This window comes from Nocardia macrotermitis, from assembly GCF_009604405.1.
Lineage (GTDB): Bacteria > Actinomycetota > Actinomycetes > Mycobacteriales > Mycobacteriaceae > Nocardia > Nocardia macrotermitis.
Map to the genome: position 1 here is coordinate 79004 of NZ_WEGK01000009.1, position 24239 is coordinate 103242.

Annotated in this window: 22 protein-coding genes; 8 read left to right on the forward strand and 14 right to left on the reverse strand. The window is 67.2% G+C overall.

Features of this window, described 5'->3' with window-relative positions; translation table 11 throughout:
* Positions 1 to 80: 80 nt before the first annotated feature.
* Positions 81 to 1223 (reverse strand): beta-ketoacyl synthase N-terminal-like domain-containing protein, encoded by a 1143-nt coding sequence (locus tag NRB20_RS21000; protein WP_153411870.1) that lies wholly within the window; start codon positions 1221 to 1223, stop codon positions 81 to 83.
* A 253-nt stretch (positions 1224 to 1476) separates the two neighbouring features.
* Here NRB20_RS21000 and NRB20_RS21005 point away from each other — a divergent pair, with 253 nt between their 5' ends.
* The gene (locus tag NRB20_RS21005) at positions 1477 to 2811 is read left to right on the forward strand and encodes a diguanylate cyclase domain-containing protein (RefSeq protein ID WP_153412056.1); all 1335 of its coding nucleotides are present in this window, start codon (positions 1477 to 1479) and stop codon (positions 2809 to 2811) included.
* Between the two features lie 116 nt (positions 2812 to 2927).
* Positions 2928 to 5228 (forward strand): HelD family protein, encoded by a 2301-nt coding sequence (locus NRB20_RS21010; RefSeq protein WP_227833724.1) that lies wholly within the window; start codon positions 2928 to 2930, stop codon positions 5226 to 5228.
* Positions 5229 to 5303: 75 nt separating this feature from the next.
* On the opposite strand, the gene NRB20_RS21015 is transcribed toward NRB20_RS21010, so the two are convergent.
* Entirely contained in the window at positions 5304 to 5759 is a 456-nt protein-coding gene (locus tag NRB20_RS21015) for a universal stress protein (protein WP_153411871.1), read from the reverse strand.
* Positions 5760 to 6240: 481 nt separating this feature from the next.
* Complete coding sequence (locus tag NRB20_RS21020; RefSeq protein ID WP_319945203.1) at positions 6241 to 7104, reverse strand: AraC family transcriptional regulator; 864 nt, start codon at positions 7102 to 7104, stop codon at positions 6241 to 6243.
* A 208-nt stretch (positions 7105 to 7312) separates the two neighbouring features.
* Between NRB20_RS21020 and NRB20_RS21025 the strand changes: the two genes are divergently transcribed.
* Complete coding sequence (locus tag NRB20_RS21025; protein WP_153411872.1) at positions 7313 to 7573, forward strand: VOC family protein; 261 nt, start codon at positions 7313 to 7315, stop codon at positions 7571 to 7573.
* Positions 7574 to 7773: 200 nt separating this feature from the next.
* On the opposite strand, the gene uvrB is transcribed toward NRB20_RS21025, so the two are convergent.
* Positions 7774 to 9945 carry an excinuclease ABC subunit UvrB gene (gene uvrB, locus NRB20_RS21030; RefSeq protein WP_153411873.1) on the reverse strand — a complete coding sequence of 724 codons (2172 nt, stop codon included), beginning with the start codon at positions 9943 to 9945 and terminating at the stop codon, positions 7774 to 7776.
* 249 nt (positions 9946 to 10194) lie between these two features.
* On the opposite strand from uvrB, the gene NRB20_RS21035 reads away from it, so the two are divergent.
* A complete protein-coding gene (locus NRB20_RS21035) occupies positions 10195 to 10794 on the forward strand; it encodes a hypothetical protein (RefSeq protein WP_227833725.1) in 600 nt (199 codons plus the stop codon).
* A gap of 258 nt (positions 10795 to 11052) precedes the next feature.
* The gene (locus NRB20_RS21040; RefSeq protein WP_319945204.1) at positions 11053 to 11505 is read left to right on the forward strand and encodes a DUF402 domain-containing protein; all 453 of its coding nucleotides are present in this window, start codon (positions 11053 to 11055) and stop codon (positions 11503 to 11505) included.
* A 3-nt stretch (positions 11506 to 11508) separates the two neighbouring features.
* Here the strand turns inward: NRB20_RS21040 and coaE are convergent, their stop codons facing one another.
* Positions 11509 to 12696, reverse strand: coding sequence for a dephospho-CoA kinase (coaE, locus tag NRB20_RS21045; protein WP_153411875.1), 1188 nt, complete (start codon positions 12694 to 12696; stop codon positions 11509 to 11511).
* Positions 12697 to 13005: 309 nt separating this feature from the next.
* On the opposite strand from coaE, the gene NRB20_RS21050 reads away from it, so the two are divergent.
* The gene (locus tag NRB20_RS21050; protein WP_153411876.1) at positions 13006 to 13221 is read left to right on the forward strand and encodes a hypothetical protein; all 216 of its coding nucleotides are present in this window, start codon (positions 13006 to 13008) and stop codon (positions 13219 to 13221) included.
* 4 nt (positions 13222 to 13225) lie between these two features.
* On the opposite strand, the gene NRB20_RS21055 is transcribed toward NRB20_RS21050, so the two are convergent.
* The 3 genes from NRB20_RS21055 to rpsA all read right to left on the reverse strand — a co-directional run bounded on the left by NRB20_RS21055 (position 13226) and on the right by rpsA (position 16746).
* On the reverse strand, positions 13226 to 14755 hold the full coding sequence (locus NRB20_RS21055; RefSeq protein WP_153411877.1) for an alkaline phosphatase family protein: 1530 nt from the start codon (positions 14753 to 14755) through the stop codon (positions 13226 to 13228).
* 102 nt (positions 14756 to 14857) lie between these two features.
* Complete coding sequence (locus tag NRB20_RS21060) at positions 14858 to 15184, reverse strand: TetR/AcrR family transcriptional regulator (protein ID WP_227833726.1); 327 nt, start codon at positions 15182 to 15184, stop codon at positions 14858 to 14860.
* Positions 15185 to 15267: 83 nt separating this feature from the next.
* Positions 15268 to 16746 carry a 30S ribosomal protein S1 gene (gene rpsA, locus NRB20_RS21065; RefSeq protein ID WP_153411878.1) on the reverse strand — a complete coding sequence of 493 codons (1479 nt, stop codon included), beginning with the start codon at positions 16744 to 16746 and terminating at the stop codon, positions 15268 to 15270.
* Between the two features lie 278 nt (positions 16747 to 17024).
* On the opposite strand from rpsA, the gene NRB20_RS21070 reads away from it, so the two are divergent.
* Positions 17025 to 17945: a class I SAM-dependent methyltransferase gene (locus tag NRB20_RS21070; RefSeq protein WP_153411879.1), complete on the forward strand. Its 921-nt coding sequence runs from the start codon at positions 17025 to 17027 to the stop codon at positions 17943 to 17945.
* A gap of 33 nt (positions 17946 to 17978) precedes the next feature.
* Here NRB20_RS21070 and NRB20_RS21075 read toward each other — a convergent pair whose 3' ends face one another.
* The 4 genes from NRB20_RS21075 to NRB20_RS21090 form a co-directional block, all read right to left on the reverse strand.
* Positions 17979 to 18737, reverse strand: coding sequence for a hypothetical protein (locus tag NRB20_RS21075; RefSeq protein ID WP_194289951.1), 759 nt, complete (start codon positions 18735 to 18737; stop codon positions 17979 to 17981).
* Between the two features lie 200 nt (positions 18738 to 18937).
* Positions 18938 to 19120, reverse strand: a complete 183-nt coding sequence (locus NRB20_RS21080; protein WP_153411880.1) for a hypothetical protein — start codon at positions 19118 to 19120, stop codon at positions 18938 to 18940.
* Positions 19120 to 20076 carry an SPFH domain-containing protein gene (locus NRB20_RS21085; RefSeq protein ID WP_153411881.1) on the reverse strand — a complete coding sequence of 319 codons (957 nt, stop codon included), beginning with the start codon at positions 20074 to 20076 and terminating at the stop codon, positions 19120 to 19122. Before NRB20_RS21085 ends, NRB20_RS21080 begins: the two co-directional genes overlap by 1 nt.
* Before the next feature lie 68 nt (positions 20077 to 20144).
* Complete coding sequence (locus NRB20_RS21090) at positions 20145 to 21494, reverse strand: FAD-binding oxidoreductase (protein ID WP_153411882.1); 1350 nt, start codon at positions 21492 to 21494, stop codon at positions 20145 to 20147.
* A 71-nt stretch (positions 21495 to 21565) separates the two neighbouring features.
* Here NRB20_RS21090 and NRB20_RS21095 point away from each other — a divergent pair, with 71 nt between their 5' ends.
* A complete protein-coding gene (locus NRB20_RS21095; RefSeq protein WP_153411883.1) occupies positions 21566 to 22474 on the forward strand; it encodes a LysR family transcriptional regulator in 909 nt (302 codons plus the stop codon).
* Between the two features lie 13 nt (positions 22475 to 22487).
* Here the strand turns inward: NRB20_RS21095 and NRB20_RS21100 are convergent, their stop codons facing one another.
* Positions 22488 to 23240 (reverse strand): amino acid ABC transporter ATP-binding protein, encoded by a 753-nt coding sequence (locus NRB20_RS21100; RefSeq protein WP_153412061.1) that lies wholly within the window; start codon positions 23238 to 23240, stop codon positions 22488 to 22490.
* A gap of 41 nt (positions 23241 to 23281) precedes the next feature.
* Positions 23282 to 24238, reverse strand: a complete 957-nt coding sequence (locus NRB20_RS21105) for an amino acid ABC transporter permease (protein WP_319945205.1) — start codon at positions 24236 to 24238, stop codon at positions 23282 to 23284.
* Between the last annotated feature and the right edge of the window lies 1 nt (position 24239).

Here is a 24239-nt window from a genome sequence, read left to right on the forward strand (position 1 = left end):
CACACCCGCGACCGATCGACCCAGCCTACTTGCCCCGCGCGAACCGCCGGTGTGACCTCACCCCGGGGACGCGAAACCGGTCAGGCGGCGTCCAGCACGATCACCGAATTGTGCCCGCCCATACCCAGCGAGGTCTTGACGGTGATACCGCCGGTGAACTCGGTGGCCCCGTCCAGCAGCCGCGGATGCGCGGGCGCGACGATCGGCGAGGCCGGGACGACCCCGCGCTCGTAGGCCAGCGCCGCGGCGGCCACCTCGACCCCGGCCGCGGCCCCCTGACAGTGCCCGACCAGCGGTTTGATCGAGTACAACGCCGGACTATCGTCGAAAATCCTTGCCATCACCTCGGTTTCGGCATCGTCGCACTGCCGGGTGCCCGGCCCGTGCGCGTTGTAGTACCCGACCTGATCCGGCCGCACCCCGGACACCGCCAGCGCCCGATCGACGCAGTCCAGGATCTGCTCGTGCGACGGTTCGACCGACACCACGTGATAGCCGTCGTTGGACATGGCCCCGCCCAGCACCCGCGCGTACGGCCGTTCGGCCTCGCGGGTCAGCACGAACCCCGTGGACGCCTCCCCCATGCTGAAACCGCGGCTGCCCTGCTGGAACGGGCGGCAGGCAGCGAGTGGCTCGGCATCGCTCACCGCCGCGCCCAAGCCGACCATGTGCTCGAGTATTTCGGGGGTCGCGGACAGATCGGTGGTCACGCACAGCACGTCGTCGGCCATGCCGTGGGTCAACCACAGCTGCGCGGTGATCAGGGCGACGTTCGCGGAACTACAGGCCGCCGAGACGTCCATCGACGGGCCGTGGAAACCGAATTCCCGCGCCAGCATCGCGATCGGCGTCGAGGGCAGCAGCGACATGAATCCGCGCGAACGCCGATGTCCGGAGTCCGCCAGGTAGAAATCCCGCCAGTTGCGGACGTCGCCCAGCACGATCGAATGCAGGATCCCGACCGTGCGGCCGGGCCGCCAGCCGCGGGCCCGCGCGTCGTCGATCGCCTCCCGCGCCGCGTCCTGGACGGCCCGTCCGTAGCGGCTCGGGCCGACCTCCGCGTCGCCGCCGTCGGGAATCAGGGCCACCCATGCGTGCTCGTCATGCCCCGCCCCGTACCCTGGATGTAGCCGAGCGGCGGATTTTCCACTCAGCAAACCGCGCCAACAGGTCTCACGACCCCAGCCGTAACCGGACACGATGCCGATTCCGGCAATCGTCATATGATCTTGGTGCTTCAGGGTACAGCCTGGCATAGCCTCGCTCCTTCACCGGTTCGAGCAGGATAGCGAACATTCCGCCATCGCTGAGCAAACCCCTGTGAGATACCGCCGTCCGATCCATGCTCGACAAAGCGTTCGAACTGTGACCGATCCGACAACGTCGGCGCTGCGATCTTCCACACGCCGATAGCAGAATGATCCCATGCTGAAAATGACATAGATAGTCTTTGATCAGGGGGTATGCGTGACTGAGATGGGCGATGAGAGCAGCGACGGCGCGGTAGACGCCGAGCAACTGGCACAACGGTACCGGTCACTGGTGGAACACAGCCCGGACGGCGTGGTCGTACACGAGGGCGGCAAACTCGTGTACGCGAATCCCGCAATTGTCCGGCTACTCGGCGCGGAGTCCGTCGCCGAGATCCTCGGCCGCCCGGTGACCCAGTTCGTCGCGCTGCGGGACATCGGCCCGATGCTCGCGCGCATCGCCCACCTGAGCACCACCGGCGACGCCTCCGAAGCCGCCGAGATGACGCTGCGGCGACTCGACGGCGGCACCGTCGACGTGGAGACCGTCTCGGTACTGACCGTCTGGCAACGGCGTCGCGCACATCAGGTGGTCATCCACGATCTGACCGCACAACGCCTGGCCGAGGACGCGCAGCGCCGCGCCGAACAGCACTTCACCACGGTCGTCTCGCAGTTGGAGGAGGGCGTGGTGGTGATCGACCGGAACGGGTGCATCGAATCGATCAACCCGGCCGCGCTGCGGATCTTCGGGCACGAGGGCGGGGATCTGGTCGGCACCTCGATCATGGGTCTGCCGCTGTCGCTGCTGGACCCCAACGGGCAACCGCTCTCGGCGACCCGGCATCCGGTCGCGCGCACCCTGGCCACCGGCGAGACCATCGCCCGGTACGTCTTCGGGGTGGACCGTCCCGACGGGCAGCGCCGCTGGCTGTCCGGCTCGTCCCGGCTGCTCAATCCCGGCGATCCGGATTCACCCGCGGTGTCCTCGTTCAACGACATCACCGAATTCCGGGCCAGCCGAAGGCAATTGGAGTACCAGGCCACCCACGATCCGCTGACCGGCCTGGCGAATCGGTCGCTGGTGCTCTCGCGACTGGCCGGGGCGCTGGGCACCAGCGAGGAGCTGCCGGTCTCGACGGTGCTGTTCATCGATCTGGACGGATTCAAATCCATCAACGACACCCTCGGGCACGCCATCGGCGACACGGTGCTCCAGATCGTGGCCCAGCGCTTGCAGCGCAGCCTGCGCCAGGACGACGTGGTCGGCCGCATCGGCGGTGACGAATTCCTGGTGCTGCTGTCCGGGCGGGCGCTGCCGGAGGATCTGGACGGGCTGGTCACGCGGCTGCGGCAGGCGATGGCCGAACCGATCATCGCGCGCGGGCACCGGATCCACGTCGACGCCTCGATCGGGGTCACGCCGCTGCACGCGGGCGACACCCGCACGCCCGAGGCCGTCCTGCACGACGCCGACGTCGCGATGTACCAGGCCAAACCGGCCGCGCATCACGACGGCCCGGGTTCGATGCGGCGGCCGAACAATACCCACGCCTCGTGAACTGGCGTTCACCTGGGGTTACGGCGCACAACCCCAACGGCAACTAGACTCGACAACTCCGTTTTCCCTTCGCATGCGGCCTCGCCCGGCCGAACGTGGTGACAAGGAGTTCCGTCTTGCCCGACCGCCTCACCGAGGATCTCCCGGCGACCGGCCACGCCGCCGAACTGGCACGCGAACAGACCGCCCTGACGACGCTCTACGAACGTCTGGACGCGATGCGCGAATACGCCCAGCGCCGGCTGCGCACGGTGCTGCTGGAGACCGGCGGCACGCCGCAGGCCCGCAGTGAGCGCGAATCGTTCACCCAGCTGTACACCGAGGACCTGGCCAAGTACGACGCCGCCGAACACGGCCTGTGCTTCGGCCGGATCGATCTTTCGGCGGGCGTGGACGGTGTCGCCGAACAGCGCTACATCGGGCGCCTCGGCATCCTCGACGAGGACGACGACTACGCCACCCTGCTGCTGGATTGGCGGGCCCCGCTGGCCCGGCCGTTCTATCTGGCCACCACCGCCACGCCGGACGGGGTGACCAGACGCCGCCACATCCGTTCCCGCAACCGCCGGATCACCACGATCACCGACGAGTACCTGGACCTGGATCTGGCGCGGGCGGAGGGCGCGATCGAGTCCGATACCGGCGTGGGCAGCGAGAGCGCCCTGCTCGCGGCATTGAACGCGGCGCGCACCGGTCAGATGACCGACATCGTGGAGACCATCCAGAGCCAGCAGGACGCCATCATCCGGTCCGAACACCGCAGCGTGCTGGTGGTGCAGGGCGGGCCGGGCACCGGTAAGACGGCCGTCGCGCTGCACCGCGCGGCATACCTGCTGTACACCTACCGCAAACAGCTGGACAAGGCCGGTGTGCTGATCATCGGCCCGAATTCGACCTTCCTGGACTACATCGGCCAGGTGCTGCCGTCGCTGGGCGAGACCGGGGTGCTGCTGTCCACGGTCGGCAACCTGTACCCGGGAGTGCAAGCGACGCTGGAGGATTCGCTGCGCGCGGGCGAACTGAAAGGTTCGCTGGGGATGATCGAGGTGTTGAAGAAGGGGGTGCGCGACTGGCAGCAGACTCCGCCCGAACCGATCCGGCTGACCTTCGACGGCTACGAGATCACCCTGGACCGCAAGATCGTCACCAAGGCGCGCGGCCGGGCGCGTTCCTCGCGGCGGCCGCACAACCTGGCCCGGCCGGTGTTCGCGGCCTCGGTGGTGGACGCGCTCACCGATCAGCTCGCCCAGACCATGGGCAAGGACCTCACCGGCGGCCAGAACCTGCTGAGCCAGGCCGATCTGACCGAGATCCGCGACGAGATGCGCGCGGACACCGAGATCCAGCGCGCCATCGCCGGACTGTGGCCGATCCTGACGCCGCAGGAGGTGCTGGCCGGGCTGTGGGCCGATCCGGCGCGCCTGGCCCGCGCGGCCGACACGCTCTCCCCCGAGGATCGCAAGGAGCTGTTCCGCCCCGACGACGGCAATTTCAGCGCCGCCGACGCACCCCTGCTGGACGAACTGGCCGAACTGCTCGGCGTCGACGACGCGGAGGAACGCGAACGTTCCCGGCGGCGCTGGCGCACCCAGCTCGCCGAGGCCCAGGACGCGCTGGACATCCTGACCGGTTCGGCCCCACAGGATCTCGAGGACGATCTCGATCCGGAGATCCTGATGGCCTACGACCTGATCGACGCCTCACAACTGGCCGAGCGGCAGCATGTGCGCACCCACCAGACCACCGCCGAACGCGCCGCGGGCGACCGCACCTGGACGTACGGGCACGTCATCGTCGATGAGGCACAGGAACTTTCGGAGATGGCGTGGCGAATGGTGATGCGGCGCATCCCGAATCGCTGGGTCACCATCGTGGGTGACGTCGCGCAGACCGGTGATCCGGCGGGTGCGTCGTCCTGGCAGCAGATGCTGGAACCCTATGTGGCCCAACGCTGGAAGCTCGCCGAACTGACCGTCAACTACCGCACGCCCGCGGAGATCATGGCCGTGGCCGCCGACGTGCTGGCCGCCATCGACCCCGGCGCCACCGTCCCGCGCTCGGTCCGCGAATCGGGTTGTCCCCCACGGGCTCTGCACGTCTCCCCCAGTGAATCCGTTTCCACGGTCGCGGATCTGGTGGCCACCGAAGCCGACCGCCCCGGCATCACCGTGGTCCTGACCCCGCACGCCACCCTCGCCGACTACACCGAGCTGGCGAGCGATGTGGTCCAGGTGTTGACCGTCCCGGAGGTGAAGGGCCTCGAATTCGACAGTGTGATCCTGGTCGACCCCCAGGACATCCTCGACGAATCCCCCCGCGGCCTCAACGACCTCTACGTGGCCCTGACCCGAGCCACCCAGCGCCTCTCGGTCGTCTACTCCGGCGAACTGCCCGAGGTCCTCGACGCACTGGGCTGAACACAGCAGAACGGTCGTGAACAGGATCGAACCTGCTCACGACCGTTCCGTTCGGCGCTGCGTCGCGTGGACGAACTACCGCACGGTGTGCACGATCAGGACGTCGGAGCGGGACTTGCGGGCCACGTCCGAGGGGACCGAGCCGAGCAGGCGGCCCGCGAGGGTGTTCAGGCCGCGGTTACCGACGACCAGCAGGTCGGCCTGGACCTCCTTCACCAGGGACAGCAGCGATTCGACGGGTTCGCCGACGATCGCCTTCTCCTCCACCTGCGTGGCCCCGGCCGCGTGGGCCTTCTCCCGGGCGACGTGCAGGATCTCGTTCGTGGGTGCCGAGCCACGGACCTGGTAGGCCTCGTCCTTCAGCACATCGGTCGCGGCGGCAACGTCGCGATCGTCGGTCGGGTAGTAGGCGCAGGCGACATACAGGGTCGCGCCGGCGGCCCCGGCCAGGGCCGCGGCCTTCTCGACGGCGACGTACGACGAGTCCGAGCCATCGGTACCGACGACAATGGACCGGTAGGCGGTGGTCATCTCTCCTCCAAATGTGCAAGTGGTCGGATGCCGACGCATTACGTCCACGACCGTGGACGCCGCGCGGCAACTGCGCTAGACCATAACCGCTACCGAGTCGGAAAAATCCGAAATTGCATCACATCACATCGGCCTGCCGTGTAGCGCATGCCACAGATTCGCTGGGAGGTTTCGCAGGGGCCCCGACTACCAGCGCGGATCCGGCCCGCGGCGACCGCCGTGGCGACGCACGCCGCAATCGCGAACGGTCTTGCGGCACTGGGATTCTCATCACAGTAGCGCTGCCGCGGCCCGATCGCGGGACTACTGGGCGGGCAGGTGCCGGGGTCGGCGGTGAACAGCATTTACCTGCGTCGGACGGGCCGCTGGTAGTTCGCCCGGAAATCACGGGTAATTATCGTGAATTGCACCAAAGTTTCGACCCCGCGGCCGATACCGCGGGATACGGGCCGACGTAGCGGACAAATGTCTCGCGCGGTGGTCAATCCGCCGCCCGCGCGTATTCCAGGGGCGCCATTCCCACCTCCAGCGCGAACTCGCGGGAGAAGTGGGCCTGATCGAAGTAGCCCAGATCCAATGCCAGCGCCGCGAGATCCTCGGTGCGGCCGTCGGCGAGCAGCTGCGCGCCGTCCTGGAGTCGGTAGCGGCGCAGCACCCACTTCGGATTCGCGCCGACATAGCGCCGGAACAGGCGTTGCAGCGTCCGGATCGACACCTCGAAACGCTCGGCGACCTGATCCACGCGCAGCAGATCGCGATCGGACTCCATGGCCGCGATCATGCGCAGCAGCAGCCGGTAGTTGTCGTCGACGACGGCCGTGCGCGCGCGTTCGGCGAAGAAATCCTCGACCACGTCGCGGCGACGTTCGGTGGTGGGCTCGGCGAGCACCCGCTCGGTCAGGCCGTGCGCCTGCGGCAGCACCTCGACGACACCGACCGCGGTATCCCGGAACGCGGCCACGTCCAGACCGGTGAACGCGCCGAAACCGCCGGGCCGGAATTTCACCGCGAAGGCTTCGCCCTCCTCCGCCAGTTCGCGGGTGAACTTGGTGGTGCACACGCCGTTGACGAAACCACCGGTACTCGCGGTCGTCCGCTCGAAGGTCAGATTCACGCTCGGGAACGGCAGTACCTCGGCCACGAACGGCGGGCAGCCGCGCAGATCCCACCGCACCTGCCAGTACCACTCGACGAACGGCGACATCTCCGGGCCCGCGGCCACCCTGGTCAGCGTGCGGTGCCGAGCCTGCTCCCGGGCGTACAGGATCCCCTTCGAAACCTCCGGCGGCGGCACCGGAACCCGTTCCAGCACAGGGTCTTTCGCATTCTCACCGACCACGTTCACCGATGCGCTCCCGAGGCTCGTGCGGGCTGTCGCGTTCTTACAAGATCTCCGGCGCGGAACCGACCAGAGTCGTCCCCATGACGAACACCGTGAATCCGATCCCCGAGGGCTACCACTCGATCAACTGTTTCCTGGCGGTCCCCGATGCCAATGCGTGGCGTCGCGTTCTTACAAGAACTCCGGGGCGGACCCGGCCAGAGTCGTACTCATGACGGACGCCGTGAATCCGATCCCCGAGAGATACCACCGGATCAACTGTTTCGCGGTGGTCCCCGATACCAATTCCGCCATCGAGTACTACCGCGCGGTCTTCGGCGCGGAAGTACTGAGCCGCAACGACCTTCCCAACGGCCAGGCCACGCACACCGAGCCGAAGGTCGGCGTTTCGACCTTCCAGCTGGGTATGCCGACTCCGATGAAGGACGTGCAGGTGCCCGCCGCAGACTGGGTGCACACCAGCGTCGTGTGACCTCGATGAAGTGCAAGGTCTCGGAAGACCCGCGGCAGTGCGTAAGGCCGCACACCCGGGTGACACCGGCCTCGAACCGTCGCGGCGGACGCCGGAACCCAGGCACACCTTCCCTGTGCGCACCGACTCGTGCGCGTGTGCCTGGGCCCCGGGCTCCGCCGCGACGGCGGGGGCCGAATCGAAACCCAGTGGAACGGTACTCATTTCAACCCGGCCGCGTCCATTCCGCGCAGTTCCTTCTTGAGATCGGCGATCTCGTCACGCAACCGTCCGGCGAGTTCGAATTGCAGTTCACGTGCGGCGTTCATCATCTGATCGGTCATCTCCTTGACCAGATCGGCCAGTTCGGCACGCGGCATGGACTTGATGTCGCGGCCCTCGAAGACGCCCGCGCTGACCGCCCGGCCGGGCTCGCCCTGGGCACGCCGACCGCGGCTGGCGTTGCGGCCCGAACCGCCGATCTCGACCTCGGTCTCGTCGGCCTCGCGATACACCTGATCGAGAATGTCGGCGATCTTCTTGCGCAGCGGCTTCGGGTCGATGCCGCGCTCCTCGTTGTAGGCGACCTGTTTGGCGCGACGCCGCTCGGTCTCCTCGATGGCGTTGCGCATCGAATCGGTGATCTTGTCGGCGTACATGTGCACCTCGCCCGAGACGTTGCGGGCGGCACGGCCGATGGTCTGGATCAGGCTGGTGGTGCTGCGCAGGAAACCTTCCTTGTCCGCGTCCAGAATCGCCACCAGCGACACCTCGGGCAGGTCCAGACCCTCGCGCAGCAGGTTGATGCCGACCAGCACGTCGTATTCGCCCAAGCGCAGCTGCCGTAGCAGTTCCACGCGACGCAGCGTGTCGATCTCCGAATGCAGATATCGCACTCGCACCCCCAGCCCGAGCAGATAATCGGTGAGATCCTCGGCCATCTTCTTGGTCAGCGTGGTGACCAGTACGCGTTCGTCCTTCTCGGCGCGGAGGCGGATCTCGTGCACCAGATCGTCGATCTGCCCCTTGGTCGGTTTGACCACGACGTGCGGATCCACCAGACCGGTCGGCCGGATGACCTGCTCGACGAATTCCCCGGAGGTCTGCCCCAGCTCGTACGGGCCTGGGGTGGCCGACATGTAGATCGTCTGGCCGATGCGATCGGCGAACTCCTCCCAGGTCAGCGGGCGGTTGTCCACCGCCGACGGTAGCCGGAAGCCGTATTCGACGAGGTTGCGCTTGCGCGACATATCGCCCTCGTACATGCTGCCGATCTGCGGGACGGTGTTGTGCGACTCGTCGATGATGAGCAGGAAATCCTCGGGGAAATAGTCGATCAGCGTGGCCGGGGCCGATCCGGCCGACCGGCCGTCGATATGCCGCGAATAATTCTCGATGCCCGAGCAGAAACCGACCTGCCGGATCATCTCCAGGTCGTACTGGGTGCGCATGCGCAGGCGCTGCGCCTCGAGCAGTTTGCCCTGGCGCTCGAATTCGGCCAGGCGATGTTCGAGTTCGACCTCGATATCGGCCACTGCCCGCTCCATCCGCTCCGGACCGGCCACATAGTGCGTGGCCGGGAAGATCCGGACCATGTCCACCTGCCGCACCACATCCCCGGTGAGCGGGTGCAGATAGTAGAGCGCCTCGATCTCGTCGCCGAAGAATTCGATGCGGATCGCGAGCTCCTCGTAGGACGGGATGATCTCGACCGTATCGCCGCGCACCCGGAACGCACCGCGGGTGAAGGACATATCGTTGCGGGTGTACTGCACATCGACCAGCAGCCGCAGCAATCTGTCCCGATCGACCTCGCCGCCGACCTCGAGCTGGACGGACCGGTCGAGATAAGACTGTGGGGTGCCCAGACCGTAGATGCAGGACACCGACGCGACCACCACCACGTCCCGGCGCGAGAGCAGGCTCGAGGTCGCCGAATGCCGCAGCCGCTCGACATCGTCGTTGATCGAGCTGTCCTTCTCGATGTAGGTGTCGGTCTGCGCGATGTACGCCTCGGGTTGGTAGTAGTCGTAGTACGAGACGAAGTACTCGACCGCGTTGTTCGGCAGCATCTCGCGCAGTTCGTTGGCCAGCTGCGCGGCCAGGGTCTTGTTCGGCGCCATGACCAGCGTGGGGCGCTGGGTGCGCTCGATCAACCAGGCGGCGGTGGCCGATTTACCGGTGCCGGTGGCGCCGAGCAGCACCACATCGCGCTCGCCAGCGCCCAACCGGCGATCGAGCTCCTCGATCGCGGCGGGTTGATCGCCGGCGGGCCGGTGCTCGCTGATCACCTGGAACCGCCCGTCGGCCCGCTCGATCTCGCCGATGGGCCGGAATTCCGAATGCGCCAGCGGTGTGTTGCCCTCGGCGGGCAGCTCGGATGCGAAAGCCATGATTCACAGCGTAGGACCACCCACCGACAAGAATCACCGCTCGACCCGCGCACCGCCCGCCCGACGATCACCCCGGGCTACCCGGCGGCGATCACCGAATGTCCGAAATGTCCGGTGCGGCAACGGAGTTCGCGTTCGATGCCGAATCAGTCACGACGCGCGAGAAGTGTGTTTACCGTCCCTCGCGGCAGGCAATCCAGGTGTACTGTCGATCCGGTTTCCCAGGTAGTTCCAGATAGGGGCAGTGCAATGACGAGTCTCCACCCATTGCGCAACGCAGCACGCAACCTGCTCTCCTCCGTGCATCCGCACGGCCCGTCGCAGCATCCGACTGCCGTCGCGGTCGCCGCGCGCAAGCCGCCGACCGAGTACTTCGACGTCGCGGACTGCACCAAGACCGACGCGCGCGGCTTCGTGCACGCAGTGGAGAGTTATCACGCCGAACCGTGGGGCCTCTACCTGGTGCGCGCGGCCGACGCACCGCCGAATCGCTACACCGAGACCTGGCTGCTACCGGCTCCGGCCGTGCGGATCACCATGAGTCACGCCAACAACGCGCACGACCGCGATCCGATCTACCACGTGCACGTCGGCGAGTACGCCCGCATCGAGCCCAAGCGCTGGCGCGCGACCCACCACTACCTGGACATCGTCTCCCGCAACGGCCACACCCCCGAACTACACGGCCTGGAGGACCTGTTCGCCGCCCACGACGCCGGATACGTCGACGCCACCGCGGCCCAGCACATCATCGAACGCGCCAACACGGTGGTCTCCGGCATCGTCGAACACGACCGCCACGTCGAGCGCTGGCTGGGTTCCCAGGGCATCACCCTGACCTGGTTGTAACATCGACCTGCCACTTCGTTCTCACCAAGTTCCGCCAGCCCAGAACAACGCCGACCCCAAGGGCCGCGGCCCGGGCCGATTCTGGACCGACCGGAGCGGAGGAGCGAAGCGGGGGAGCGTAGGGAGGGAAGAATCGGCCCTCCAGGGGCCGCGGCCCGCCGTAGCGAAGCGGAGGCAGAAATTACAGTTCATCTGCATCGACCCAAGGTCGAGTACTTCGATATCGGTGAGCTCACCAACACCGATCCGAAGGGGTTCGTGCGGACGGTGGATCGGTACGACGTCGAGCCGTGGGGGCTGTACATGGCCCGCACGGCCGACCACCGGGAATTCCACTATCTGGAGTCCTGGTTCCTGCCCGCGGTGTCGTTGCGCGCCACCGTCTTCCACTTCACCCCCACGAACACCCGGGATCAGGATCTGTACGTCGATATCGGTGAGTTCGGCGAGATCGAACCGGGCCGGTGGCGGTCGATCGACCACTATCTGGATCTGACGCTGCGCGTCGGACGCGATGTGAAACTGCTCGACGTGGACGAACTGCTCGCCGCGCACGCCGCCGGCTATCTCGACGCGACCGTCGCGCAGCGGGCGATCGAGGTCGCCACGGCCGCGATCGACGGGATCGCCCGACACGGATACGACTTCGACAAGTGGATCGAACAGTCCCAGGGCGTCACGCTGACCTGGCAGCGGCCGCTGCGGCCGTAGCGCTCAGCCCGCCTGCTCGGCCCAGGCCAGGACGCGGGCATAGATCTCGTCGAACCACGGGGTCTTCACTTCCAGATACGCGTCGATCGCCGCGGTTCCGGTCAGACCGGCCGCGTTCGCCTCGGCCTTGCGCTTGACCGCCAGGTACTCCTCGCGGGCGGCGGGTTCGGCACGCAGCCAGTCCCGGAAGATCAGTGCGAACCGCTGACCGGGCCAGCCCTCGACCCGCACGTGGATGTTGGCGGCGCGGCCCGGATCGGCGTTGAGGTGAATTCGCTTGGCCCACGACGCCGGATCCGTCCCGGCCTTCGGATCGTCGGTCAGATAGGGACCGCGCGGAAATCCCGCGTCCTGCAACGCATCTCGCAGGCCGTCTGCGGTCTCCAGGTCCGCGACGGTGATCTGGACATCGATGACATCCTTCGCGGGAAATCCGGGCACGGCCGTCGAACCGATGTGATCGATGCGCAACGCGGCCGCACCGCAGGCCAGCGCGAGCCGCGCGATGATCCGCTGCGCCTGGGCGGGCCAGGACGGATCCGCCTCGACCAGTCGCACCGCGCCGCGTTCGGCCCGAGTCCGGGTGCGCAGATTGTGTTCGAACGGCACCAACCGCTCGTCCCACAGCGCGTGCACCTGCGGTGCCAGGTCCTCCGGAGCACCCGAATTGTCCAGCAGCACATCGGCGGCCGCCCGCCGCTGCTCATCGGTCGCCTGCGCCGAGATCCGTGCGAGCGCGTCCTCGCGGGCGATACCCCGGAACTCCTCGAGCCGGTGCACGCGGGTCTCCAGCGCGGCCTCGACCACCACGACCAGATTGGTCATCGCCCCGAGCCCGTTCTCGACCAGCAGCGGAACATCCTGCACCACGATGCCGTCCGCGGGCGCGGCGGCGATGATCTCGGTGGTGCGGGCCCCGACCAGCGGATGGGTGATCGAATTCAGCGTGCCGCGGGCCTCGTCGGTGGCGAATGCCTTGGCCGCCAACGCCGGACGATCCAGACTGCCGTCGGCGGCGAGGATATCGGCTCCGAACGCCTCGACCAGCGCGGCCAGGCCCGGGGTCCCGGGGGCCACCACCTCGCGGGCGATCGCGTCGCTGTCGACCAGGACCGCGCCCCGCTCGACGAGCAGCCGCGCCACCGTCGACTTACCCGCTCCCATGCCTCCGGTGAGACCGATACGCAACATCGGACAAGTCTCGCATCTCCGAGCGCGGGCCGACCCGCCCGGCCCCGGCTCCCTCGGCGGCGACATCCGCGCAAACGAGCCGAATACCCACATCCGCAACGTATTCCACATCGCCGCGAGCAGATATTCCAATCCGTGACGGCAGCGATATCAATCCGCGACTTTTTCCGGCCGATACCGACCTGTGGTCCGAGAATTTCCGACACGTAAGGACACAAGTCGATCAAATTCGCCGATCACACACTTTCGTTCCGCTAATGTTTCGCCGCAGGCGATCCAGGCCGCAGCCGAGCAAGCGAAGGAAAAGCATTGGGCATCCGAAACATCCAGACGGGTCGCCACCGACTGGGCAAGCCCGGCGGGGTGCACTGCCTCGAAATCCCCGCCGTCGCGACCGCATTGGCCGCATACCGCCGCACCGGGGTCACCGCGCTGATCAATCCGGCTCGGCACAGCTGGGCCGCCATGCGTCGCCGGACCGCCTTTGCCGCGGTGCGCTGGGTGCCTGCGACTGCCATGGGCTGACGAACTACACCACTCCGCTCGGCCGTCGCCGGGTGCCGGGCTGCTGGGTCGGCATCGCATTGGGCGGCACCGGATAGGGAATGCCCTTATCGGTCGTGCCGAGTGCCATATTCGGTCCGCACTGCGCGATCGCCGCCGCCGTCCGGGAATTCGGATCGGTGATCCGCGGGCGGGTGGAATTCGGTCGCGCGGCGAAGTCGAAGGCCGAGGTCATATCGCCGACGGTGCGGCGACGCCAGGCCGTCAGATTCGGTACGTCGACGCCGAAACGCCGCTCCAGCAAACGCAATTGCGAGGTGTGGTCGAAGGTCTCCGAGGCGACCAGCCCGCCGCGCGAGTACGGCGAGATGACCAGACACGGTACGCGGTAACCCAATCCGATCGGACCCGCGACGCCCTTGGCCGCCGGGACTCGCTTCAAATCGACGGACAGATACTCGCCCGGTGTGCCGTGCGGTGCGGTCGGCGGGGTCACGTGATCGAAGAATCCGCCGTTCTCGTCGTAACTCACGATCAGCGCGGTCTTCTCCCACACCTTCGGATTCGAGGTGAGGATATCCAGCACCTGCATGATGCCCACCGCGCCGAATGCCGGTGGCAGCGCGGGATGTTCGCAGTTCATCAGCGCCGGGATCACCCAGGACACCGAGGGCAGTTTGTCCGCGGCCACGTCGGCGGCGAAATCGCTCGGATAGACCGGGGCCTTACCGCGCCGCGCGAGTTCGGAATTCGGGTCGGCGGCCTGTTTGAAACAGCTCAGCATGCCGTCCAGGAAGACCGAGGAGACCGGGCCGATATCGCGGTTGTTGTACATCTTCCAGCTGACCCCGGCCGCGGACAGGTTCTCCGGCATGGTGCGCCAGCTGTAGGCGTTCTGCGGCAGGATGGTCGGCGTCTCGACGAGCGGCCCACCGGCGACGCCCTCGGGGTCGATGTGCGCGGACATCCAGTACAGCCGGTTCGGGTCGGTCGGGCCCAGGACCGAGCAGTGGTAGTGGTCGCAGATCGTGAACGCGTCGGCCAGTTCGTGGTGGATCGGAATGTCCTCGCGGGTGTGGTACCCCATTGCGGCAGGGCCGTTTCCGGCTCCGACGCTGGCGATCGACATCGGCATCCAGCGGTCGTTGCGCCCGCCGTTCCAGGAGGCGTGCATACCCGGCCAGCTGTGGTCCGGATCGTTGATGCACTCGCCGTCCAGGCTCGGGCCCCGGTTGGTGTCCAGGCGGAAGGGCAGGATGTATCCGTCCGCGGTCGGGCCGATACCCGGCGCGTAGCCGTACTGCCGCCAGGCCGCGGACTTGTCGCCGAAGCCCCGCACGCCGGACATGGTGCCGAAGTAGTGGTCGAACGAGCGGTTCTCCTGCATCAGCAGCACGAAGTGCTCGATATCGCCGAGCCCGCCCATCCCGGCCGGATCGGCCGCGTACGCGCGCTCGATGATCGGATTCGCCAGCGAGGCCAGCGCCGCGACCCCGCCCGCGGCCATCGCCTTGGCCAGGAAGTCACGCCGATTGATGCCGTCGAAGAGACCCATGCCGCCCCGAATCCTTCCGGATTGTGAAATGAATCAGTTTTAATACTCGTCGATCACACTATCGGACAACGTATCCCGTCGCCGGATACCCCATCCTGGCACCTACGGCACACTCCGGCGGGGCGACCATCGGGCAGGCGATCGGCGTGGCCATGGAACCTCGAACACCTCGCCCCCGCCCGCCGTGCGCACCGCGTCGAGCAGTTTCGGATCGGCCTCGTCGTAGAGGACCAGCATCTCCTTGGTGCCGAAATACCGGTAGATCGAACTCGGTGAGACGTCCGCCGCCGCGGCGACCCGCTCCACCGTCACCTCGCGATAACCGTTCTCGTCGAACAGATCCAGCGCGACCTGCTGGATACGGGCCATCGCCTCGTACTTCCGGCGCTCCCACAGGATCGGCGCGGATTCCGGAGTGGACTCGAACATGTCATCGCCGAGAATACCGGGGCACCCCCGGAAACGGGCGAAGGCCCCGGTCGAGTGACCGGGGCCTTCGTCGGATGTGCGAATTACGCGTTGCCGGACAGCTTCTCGCGCAGCGCGGCGAGCTGCGCGTCGCTGGCGAGCGAACCACCGGCCGACTCCGAAGCGGAGGACGACGACGAGGAAGTGGTCGCCTGCGCACCGCTCTCGGAGGAGTAGTTCGACGAACCACCGTTCGCGGCCTCGGCGGCGGCGTCGGCGGCCATCTTCTCCATCTGCGTGGTGTGCATCTTGTGGCGACGCTCCGCCTCGGCGTAGCGACCCTCCCACTCCTCGCGCTGCTTCTCGAAGCCCTCGAGCCACTCGTTGGTGTCGGGGTCGAAGCCTTCGGGGAAGATGTAGTTGCCCTGCTCGTCGTAGCTGTCGGCCATGCCGTACTTCGACGGGTCGAACTCGGCGTGGTAGTCCTCGTTCGCCTGCTTCAGCGACAGCGAGATCCGGCGACGCTCCAGGTCGATGTCGATGACCTTGACCATCGCGTCGTCGCCGACGGCGACAACCTGGTCCGGCACCTCGACGTGGCGCTCGGCCAGCTCGGAGATGTGCACCAGGCCCTCGATGCCCTCTTCGACGCGCACGAACGCACCGAACGGAACCAGCTTGGTGACCTTGCCGGGCACGATCTGGCCGATGGCGTGGGTGCGGGCGAACTGACGCCACGGGTCTTCCTGAGTCGCCTTGAGCGACAGCGAAACCCGCTCGCGGTCCAGGTCGACGTCGAGCACCTCGACGGTGACCTCCATGCCGACCTCGACAACCTCGGACGGGTGGTCGATGTGCTTCCAGGACAGCTCGGAGACGTGCACCAGACCGTCGACGCCGCCGAGATCGACGAACGCACCGAAGTTGACGATCGAGGACACGACGCCCTTGCGGACCTGGCCCTTCTGCAGCTGGTGCAGGAACTCGCTGCGGACCTCGGACTGGGTCTGCTCCAGCCAGGCGCGACGCGACAGAACGACGTTGTTACGGTTCTTGTCCAGCTCGATGATCTTCGCCTCGATCTCCTTGCCGACGTACGGCTGCAGATCGCGGACCCGGCGCATCTCGACCAGCGACGCCGGCAGGAAGCCGCGCAGGCCGATGTCCAGGATCAGACCGCCCTTCACGACCTCGATGACGGTGCCCTTGACGGCCTCGTCCTTCTCCTTGAGCTCCTCGATCGTGCCCCACGCCCGCTCGTACTGCGCGCGCTTCTTCGACAGGATCAGGCGGCCTTCCTTGTCCTCCTTGGTGAGAACGAGGGCCTCGACCTCATCACCCACGGAAACGACCTCATTCGGGTCGACATCGTGTTTGATGGACAGTTCGCGGGAAGGGATGACGCCTTCGGTCTTGTAACCGATGTCGAGCAGAACCTCGTCGCGATCGACCTTGACGATGGTGCCTTCGACGATGTCGCCATCGTTGAAGTACTTGATCGTCTTGTCGATGGCGGCGAGGAAGTCCTCGGCGGAGCCGATGTCGTTGACGGCTACCTGCGGCGAGGTGACGGTGGTGGGCATATGTTGGGTTGCTCCGGACGGATTGTGGTCGGTAGTGGACATTGGAACTTTCGGTTTTGCTGTTGACTCACAGCCACGGGACTACGTTGGACCTGCACAGCACATCGCCGCGACACAGCACAACGCTGTACTCATTACCTGGACTCACAGCTCACGAGTGACATCAGCGATCACGTACTCGGTACGCGAGCACTGAAGACACTCGCGGGAAACAGCGTACGCGACGTGCGTTGTACCAAGCAAACAAGGGTCCCCCGGTATGTCGATACCCTTCCATCATGCCTCGAGACCACCCCGATTTCTCGCCCGAAGAGCCTCACCCACAACGGGAACAACCCGAACCGCCGCGCCCGCAGACCCCCGAGGAACGGCACGCGCAGGCCAACGCATTGCTCGGTACAACCGGGGTGAGCCGCACCGGCATCGACTCCGCGGCCAGTGCCCGCGCGAGCCGCGCCTGGTGGGACGCCGATGCCGCGCAGTATCACGACACGCACGCGGAGTTCCTCGGCGTGGACTCCCCCGACGGCGAGTTCGTCTGGTGTCCCGAGGGTCTGCACGAGGGCGACTGGCATCTGCTCGGCGATATCGCCGGTAAACGGATCCTGGAGATCGGCTGCGGTTCGGCCCCGTGCTCGCGCTGGCTGGCCGCGCACGGCGCGGATCCGGTCGGGCTGGACCTCTCGCGCGGCATGCTCGAACGCGGACTGGCCGCGATGGCGCGCGGGGGTCCGCGGGTGCCGCTCGTGCAGGCCGGCGCCGAGGAGTTGCCGTTCGCCGACGAATCGTTCGATCTGGCCTGTTCGGCCTTCGGCGCGGTGCCGTTCGTCGCCGACTCCGCCCGCGTCATGCGGGAGGTGGCCCGGGTGCTGCGTCCGGGCGGCCGCTGGGTGTTCTCGGTGAATCACCCGATGCGCTGGATCTTCCCCGACGATCCGGGCCCGGACGGCCTGCGCGCCACCATGCCGTACTTCGACCGCACCCCGTACGTCGAGGTGGACGACGAGGACAACGCCACCTACGTCGAACACCATCGCACCGTCGGCGACCGCGTCCGCGAGATCGTCGCCGCCGGACTCGTGCTGGTCGACCTGATCGAACCCGACTGGCCGGAGTGGCTCGACCGCGAGTGGGGCCAGTGGAGCCCCCTGCGCGGCGAAATCTTCCCCGGCACAGCAATTTTCGTCACCGAGAAGTAGCGATCGCGGCCGGGGAAAACGGGTTCGACCGTTTCACGCCTTGGGGATCGGCATGGTCTCCGGGGAGGCCGGGGCCGAGGCGATGGGCATCGCTTCGGTGGCGGCGCTGTCGCTGGGCGTGGTGGTCGGGGTGACGCTCGTGCTGGAACTGGAACTCGCGCTGCCGCTCGTCTCTCCGGCGCCGACCTTCGCGCTGACCGGTGCCGGGCCGGTGAAGGCGGGCAGGGCGGCGTAGCGGGGGTCGATCTTGGCGGTGCGGCTGGCATTGACGATCCAGGCGCGGGCACGGGTGAGGGCATGGCCGGGGAACATCGAATCCCAGCGCATGTCGTCGGCGGCGTTGTACGGCAGCTTGCCGCGCACGTCGGGCGCGTACGGATGCGGCGGGAACATGTTCGGGAAGCCGACCTTGGGCACGACCGCGGCTTCGCGGGCACCCGGCCGCCCGTTCTCCGGGCACATGATCTTCAGGATCGCGCTGCAATTGGCCTTGGGCACCACGATCCCGGCGGTGAAGCCGAGACCGGACTCCCGATCCGGCAGCGGAAACTTCTCCAGCCGCAACAGCGCGGGCTGACCGTTCACCGTGATGGAGTGCGCCTCGAGCAGACAGCCGAACTCGGCCTGCAACTCGGTGAGCCGACGGCGCAGCGTGTCCTCGTCCTCGAGTGGCGCGGGCAGGTCCGGCGTCGCGTCGATATAGGTCAGCGTGATGATGTCACGAGTCTTCGGATCCCCCCAGGTGTTCTGGTCGAGCTGTTGCAGTCCCCCGGTTTCGAACGAGATTGGCACGCGACCACGCTACCTACACGTGATGTCTACGCATGTCCTGGGGCGTTTTGTACTCAATACGTGACGCGTTTTTAACCAATCCTGGACAAAACCTACGTTTAGTTTGTTTCGCTCCCGGGCAGGGCAAACTCCGAGCAGACCGGACGATGGGCCGCGATCGATGACCGCGGCCCATCCTCGTCTCCGGCACCCGTGCCCGCTCAGTCCGGGCCGGGCGCGGCTCGTGGTTTCGGCGATCGGCCCGCCTGTTCGAGGGCCTTGCGCAACGCGTATTCGATCTGGGCGTTCACGCTGCGCAGATCGTCGGCCGCCCACTTGGCGATCGCCTCGTGGACGGCCGGATCGAGCCGCAGCAGCACCTTCTTGGGCTCGCGCGCGACCATCAGGAGTACAGGGTCCCGGTGTTGACCACGGGCTGTGCGGCGCGATCACCACACAGCACCACCAGCAGGTTCGACACCATCGACGCCTTGCGCTCCTCGTCGAGATCGACCATGCCCTCGTCGGACAGACGCTGCAACGCCATGCCGACCATGCCCACCGCGCCGTCGACGATGCGGCTGCGCGCCGCGACCACCTGACTGGCCTGCTGACGCACCAGCATCGCCTGGGCGATCTCCGGCGCGTAGGCCAGGTGCGTGATCCGGGCCTCGAGGATTTCGATACCGGCCATCTCGGTGCGCTCGCGCAGTTCGGCGGTCATCTCCTCGGCGACCTCGGCGCCGTTGCGCAGGCTGGTGCGGGACTGGTCGCCGGTGGGAGCGTCGGGCTCGGAGGCGGCAGCCTGCGTAACCACGGAGAGCCCCGCGGACACCGCATCGGGCGCAGCATCGTAGGGGTGGGTGGTGGCCAGGTGCCGGACGGCGGTTTCGGACTGGGTGCGCACGTATTCCTCGTAGTCGTCGACCGAGAAGGCGGCCTTGAAACTGTCCACCACGCGGTAGACGACCACGGCCGCGATCTCGACCGGATTGCCGTCCGAATCGTTGACCTTCAGCTTCTGGGTCTCGAAGTTGCGCACCCGCAATGAGATTCGCCGTTTGGCCGTGAGCGGCACCAGCCAGAAGAAGCCCGCGTCACTCACCGAACCGATGTACTTGCCGAAGAACTGCAACACCTTCGCCTCGTTCGGGCCGACGGTCGTCAGCCCGGTCAGGGCGAGCACCGCGATGCCGAAGACGACGTACCCGACCACGGCTCCGAGGCCCGCCCCGGCGCCACCGCCCTCCGACGCCGAACTCGACGCCGCGACCCCGCCGAGTAGCCCGGCGATCCCCACGACCAGCAACACCAACAGCATCAAGAACCCGTTGAGCCGAAAGGCCCGCCGCAACTCCATGACATCCTCCCAATATTGAAGTGATATCACTACGATAGCTCCGTGATGTCAGGGATGTCCAGGAGAATTCAGGCCGGGCGGATATTGCGGTTGCAGCGGAACAGGTTGGCCGGGTCGAGATCGGACTTCAGCGCGGCCAGCCGGGCGTAGGTGGCGGGTGTGTATCCGGCTCGGGTCTGGGCTTCGCCGGCGCGGTCGCCCGCACCGTAGAGGAAGGTGGGGCTGTGGCCGATGCTCCAGGGGGACAACGCTTTCGCGATCAGGTCGTGCTGGTCGCCGATCGCGGTGCCGTCGGTTTCGGGGCCGGTGATGAAGCGGGCGAGATATTCCGCGTCGCGGTGATCGATGGAGACGTTCGCCGGGCCCGGACGACATAGCGCGCCACCGAGATGCCGGATTCCGGCCACCACCGGTACGGCGCTGTCCGGACCCGTGGCATCCAGAAACGCTTGCGCCGCATCGGCACTCAGCTCCGTCAGCAGTGCGTTGGTCGCGGCGTAGGCGTGTGGGAAGGGCGGGTCGCTGTAGATCGCGTGGGTGTCGGTGTAGGGCATCATTCGCAGGTCGTCGGTCAGGCGGGGACCGATCGCGCGCAGCGGCGCGACGAGACGTTCGCCGTCCCGCCCGGATCCGGTGTAGGCGATGTTCACGGTGGCGATGTACCTGCCGCGCAACGGTTCCGGGATCACCGGGAGGTCGGGCATGGTCATCATGGTGATCGCCGAGGTCAGCTCCTCGGGCAACTCCCAGGTCCACTGCCGCCACGCCTCGAGGGCCGGTTCCACGAGTCCGGTGTCGAAGATCAATCGGCCGCCGTAGACCGTGGTGATCGGGAAGAGGTCGAGTTCGAGCGCGGTGACCACACCGAAGTTGCCGCCGGTGCCCAGGACCGCGCCGAACAGTTCGTCGCCGGGAGTGAGCCGACGCAGTCGTCCGTCCGCGGTCACCAGCTCGATCGCTCGGACATGGTCGGCGGCATAACCGAAGGTCCGGGCCAGAATGCCGAGGCCGCCGCCGAGGTGATAGCCGACTACCCCGACCGAAGGGGAGGAACCGTTCAGCGGTGCCAGACCGTGCTTCGCAGCCGCCTCGATCAAGGCCTCGGCCTGCACGCCCGCACCCACCCGCGCGGTGCGGGCAGCGGCGTCGACGGTGACCTCTCGCATGCGCCGCGTACTGATCAGCACCCCGCCGTCGGCGGCCACCGACAGCCCGTGTCCGGTCGCCTGCACCGCCACCGGAAATCCGTGCCGCGCAGCGAATTCCACCGCGCTGCGCACATCCTCGGCGTGCAGTGCGCCGACCACCAGGGCGGGCCGGTGGGTGTAGGCGGTCTGGAAGCCCGCGACCTCCTCGTCGTATCCGGACATGCCGGGCCGGAACAGCGGGCCGGTGATTTCGGGAAGCGTCGTCGTCATGTCTCGAACTCTGCCCGCGCCCGAATCAGAAGTACAACAGATAGTTTTTCTCGAAGCCATAATAATCAGTTATGGAACTGCGGCAGCTGCGCTACTTCGTCACCGTGGTCGAGGAGGCCAACTTCACCCGGGCCGCCGCGCGCTTGCACCTGACCCAGCCCGGCCTGTCCGCGCAGATCCGGCAGTTGGAGAAGGAAGTCGGTCAGCCACTGCTGGATCGCTCCGGCCGATCGGTCACCCCGACCGCGACCGGCACCGCGGTGCTCCCCCATGCCCGCGCGGCATTGCAAGCGGCACAGCAGATTTCGCATACCGTGGACGAGTTCAGCGGCCTGCTGCGCGGGCAGGTCCGGATCGGGCTGATCTCCGGCGCGGCGCTCGGCGAGGTGGATATCGCCGCGGTGCTCACCACCTTCCACCGGGATCATCCGCAGGTCGGCATCAGCCTGACCGAGGACACCTCCGAACGCATGATGGCCGCGGTCGGGCGCGGCGATCTCGATATCGCGCTGGTCGCCCTGACCGGCGCCGAACCGGATCCCGGCGTGGGTGCGGATATCGTGTTCGACACCCGGATCAATGCCGCGGTCGCCGCCGACGACCACGAATTCGGCAGCCGGACAACCCTTTCGGAGCTGCGCGAGCGGCCGCTGATCTGCCTGTCGCGCGGCACGGGCATTCGCGGCGTCCTCGAACGCGCCTGCGCCGCCGCCGGTTTCGAACCGCGCGTCGAATTCGAGGCCGCCGCACCGCCGCTGTTGCTCCGCCTCGCCGCGGGCGGTCTGGGCGTGGCCGTGGTGCCCGACCTCTCCCCCGCGCAGGCGGCGGCCGCGGGCGTCCGCATGGTCGAGATCGAACCCGAGCTGCGCGGCCGCCTCGCCCTCACCTGGCGCGCGGACCGCCCGGCCGCCCCCGCCGCGAAAGTGCTACTGGGACAACTGCGTATCGCGTTGGCAACCCGGCATCAAGGCACGGATTGAGTCCGCCGCGCGGCTACAGAATCCGCGACAGGAACGCCTTGGTCCGCTCGTGCTGCGGATCGCTCAGCAGGCCGCGCGGCTCACCCGACTCGACCACGACGCCACCGTCCATGAACACCAGCTGATCGGCGACCTCCCGCGCGAACCCCATCTCGTGGGTGACCACCACCATGGTCATGCCCGACGCGGCCAGCTCGCGCATGACGCCCAGCACCTCGCCGACCAGTTCGGGATCCAGCGCCGAGGTCGGCTCGTCGAACAGCATCAGCTTGGGATCCATCGCCAGCGCCCGCGCGATCGCGACCCGCTGCTGCTGCCCGCCGGAGAGCTGGGCCGGATAGGAACCGGCCTTGTCCGCCAGGCCGACTCGATCCAGCAGTTCCTCGGCGCGGGTGACGGCCTCGGCCTTGCGGATCTTCTTCACCTGGGTCGGCGCCTCGATGACGTTCTCCAACGCCGTGCGGTGCGGAAACAGGTTGAAATGCTGGAACACCATGCCGATATCGCGACGCTGCCGGGCGGCCTCGCGCGGATGCAGTTCGTAGAGCCGCCCACCCTTCTCGCGGTAGCCGACCAGTTCGCCGTCTACGTAGAGCCGTCCGGCATTGACCTGTTCGAGGTGGTTGATGCAGCGCAGGAAGGTGGACTTACCCGAACCGGACGGGCCGATCAGGCACATCACCTCCCCGCGCGAGACCTCCAGCGAAATGCCCTTGAGCACTTGCAGCGCACCGAAGTTCTTGCACACCTGCTGCGCACTGATCATCGATTCGCCCGCGATGGGGGCGGAATCGGTTGCGGCGGAGCTCATTTCGCCACCTCTCCCAGATTGGTCGTCGCGGCCAGCGCACGCAGCTGACGACCGGTCAAGCGGCGCGAAGCACCCCGCGAGTAGTACCGCTCGAGGTAGTACTGCCCGACCATCAGCACACTGGTGATCACCAGATACCAGGTCGCGGCCACCAGCAGCAGCGGCACCGGCTTGAAGTTGACGCTCGAGATGTCGTGCGCCCGGCCGTACAGATCGATGGTCAGCGGAATGGCGGTCACCAGCGAGGTGGTCTTGAGCATGCTGATCAGCTCGTTACCGGTCGGCGGGATGATCACCCGCATCGCCTGCGGCAGCACGGTGCGCCACATCGTCCGCGACCACGACATGCCCAGCGCGTACGACGCCTCCCGCTGCCCCTCGTCCACGGAATTGATTCCGGCGCGGACGATCTCGGCCATGTACGCCGATTCGTTCAGCCCCAGGCCGATCATCGCGAACAGGAAGGGCGCCTGCCACTGCTGCACGTTCCAGTGCGTGAAATGCGGTCCGCCGAACGGGATTCCGAGCTCGATCACCTTGTACAGCGACGGGAACAGGCCCCAGAACAGCAACTGCACATAGACCGGCGTCCCGCGGAAGATCCACAGGTACCCCCACGACACCGAGCGCAGGACGGGATTGGGCGACAACCGCATCACCGCCAGCGTGACGCCCAGCACCACGCCGATCACCATCGCCAGCACGGTCAACTCCAGGGTGACCAGCGCGCCCTCGGTGATCCGCACGTCGAACAGATAGGACAGGTAGGTGCCCCACTGATAACCCTCGTTGGTGGCCGCGCCGTAGACGAACAGCGCGAACAGGATCGCGATGACGATCGCGGCCACCCACCGGCCCGGCCGCCGCAGCGGCACCGCCTTGATCGGCGCGGGTTCGGTGGCTGCGTCGGTCGCCCCGGCGGTGCGCGCGTTGTCGGGGTCCGGTGAACTCACC

Coding starts and splice junctions, on each gene's coding strand:
- NRB20_RS21000 (WP_153411870.1), bottom strand. CDS start 1,223: ATGACGATTGCCGGAATCGGCATCGTGTCCGGTTACGGCTGGGGTCGT.
- NRB20_RS21005 (WP_153412056.1), top strand. CDS start 1,477: ATGGGCGATGAGAGCAGCGACGGCGCGGTAGACGCCGAGCAACTGGCA.
- NRB20_RS21015 (WP_153411871.1), bottom strand. CDS start 5,759: ATGACCACCGCCTACCGGTCCATTGTCGTCGGTACCGATGGCTCGGAC.
- NRB20_RS21025 (WP_153411872.1), top strand. CDS start 7,313: ATGACGGACGCCGTGAATCCGATCCCCGAGAGATACCACCGGATCAAC.
- uvrB (WP_153411873.1), bottom strand. CDS start 9,945: ATGGCTTTCGCATCCGAGCTGCCCGCCGAGGGCAACACACCGCTGGCG.
- NRB20_RS21035 (WP_227833725.1), top strand. CDS start 10,195: ATGACGAGTCTCCACCCATTGCGCAACGCAGCACGCAACCTGCTCTCC.
- coaE (WP_153411875.1), bottom strand. CDS start 12,696: ATGTTGCGTATCGGTCTCACCGGAGGCATGGGAGCGGGTAAGTCGACG.
- NRB20_RS21055 (WP_153411877.1), bottom strand. CDS start 14,755: ATGGGTCTCTTCGACGGCATCAATCGGCGTGACTTCCTGGCCAAGGCG.
- NRB20_RS21060 (WP_227833726.1), bottom strand. CDS start 15,184: ATGTTCGAGTCCACTCCGGAATCCGCGCCGATCCTGTGGGAGCGCCGG.
- rpsA (WP_153411878.1), bottom strand. CDS start 16,746: ATGCCCACCACCGTCACCTCGCCGCAGGTAGCCGTCAACGACATCGGC.
- NRB20_RS21070 (WP_153411879.1), top strand. CDS start 17,025: ATGCCTCGAGACCACCCCGATTTCTCGCCCGAAGAGCCTCACCCACAA.
- NRB20_RS21080 (WP_153411880.1), bottom strand. CDS start 19,120: ATGGTCGCGCGCGAGCCCAAGAAGGTGCTGCTGCGGCTCGATCCGGCC.
- NRB20_RS21085 (WP_153411881.1), bottom strand. CDS start 20,076: ATGGAGTTGCGGCGGGCCTTTCGGCTCAACGGGTTCTTGATGCTGTTG.
- NRB20_RS21090 (WP_153411882.1), bottom strand. CDS start 21,494: ATGACGACGACGCTTCCCGAAATCACCGGCCCGCTGTTCCGGCCCGGC.
- NRB20_RS21095 (WP_153411883.1), top strand. CDS start 21,566: ATGGAACTGCGGCAGCTGCGCTACTTCGTCACCGTGGTCGAGGAGGCC.
- NRB20_RS21100 (WP_153412061.1), bottom strand. CDS start 23,240: ATGATCAGTGCGCAGCAGGTGTGCAAGAACTTCGGTGCGCTGCAAGTG.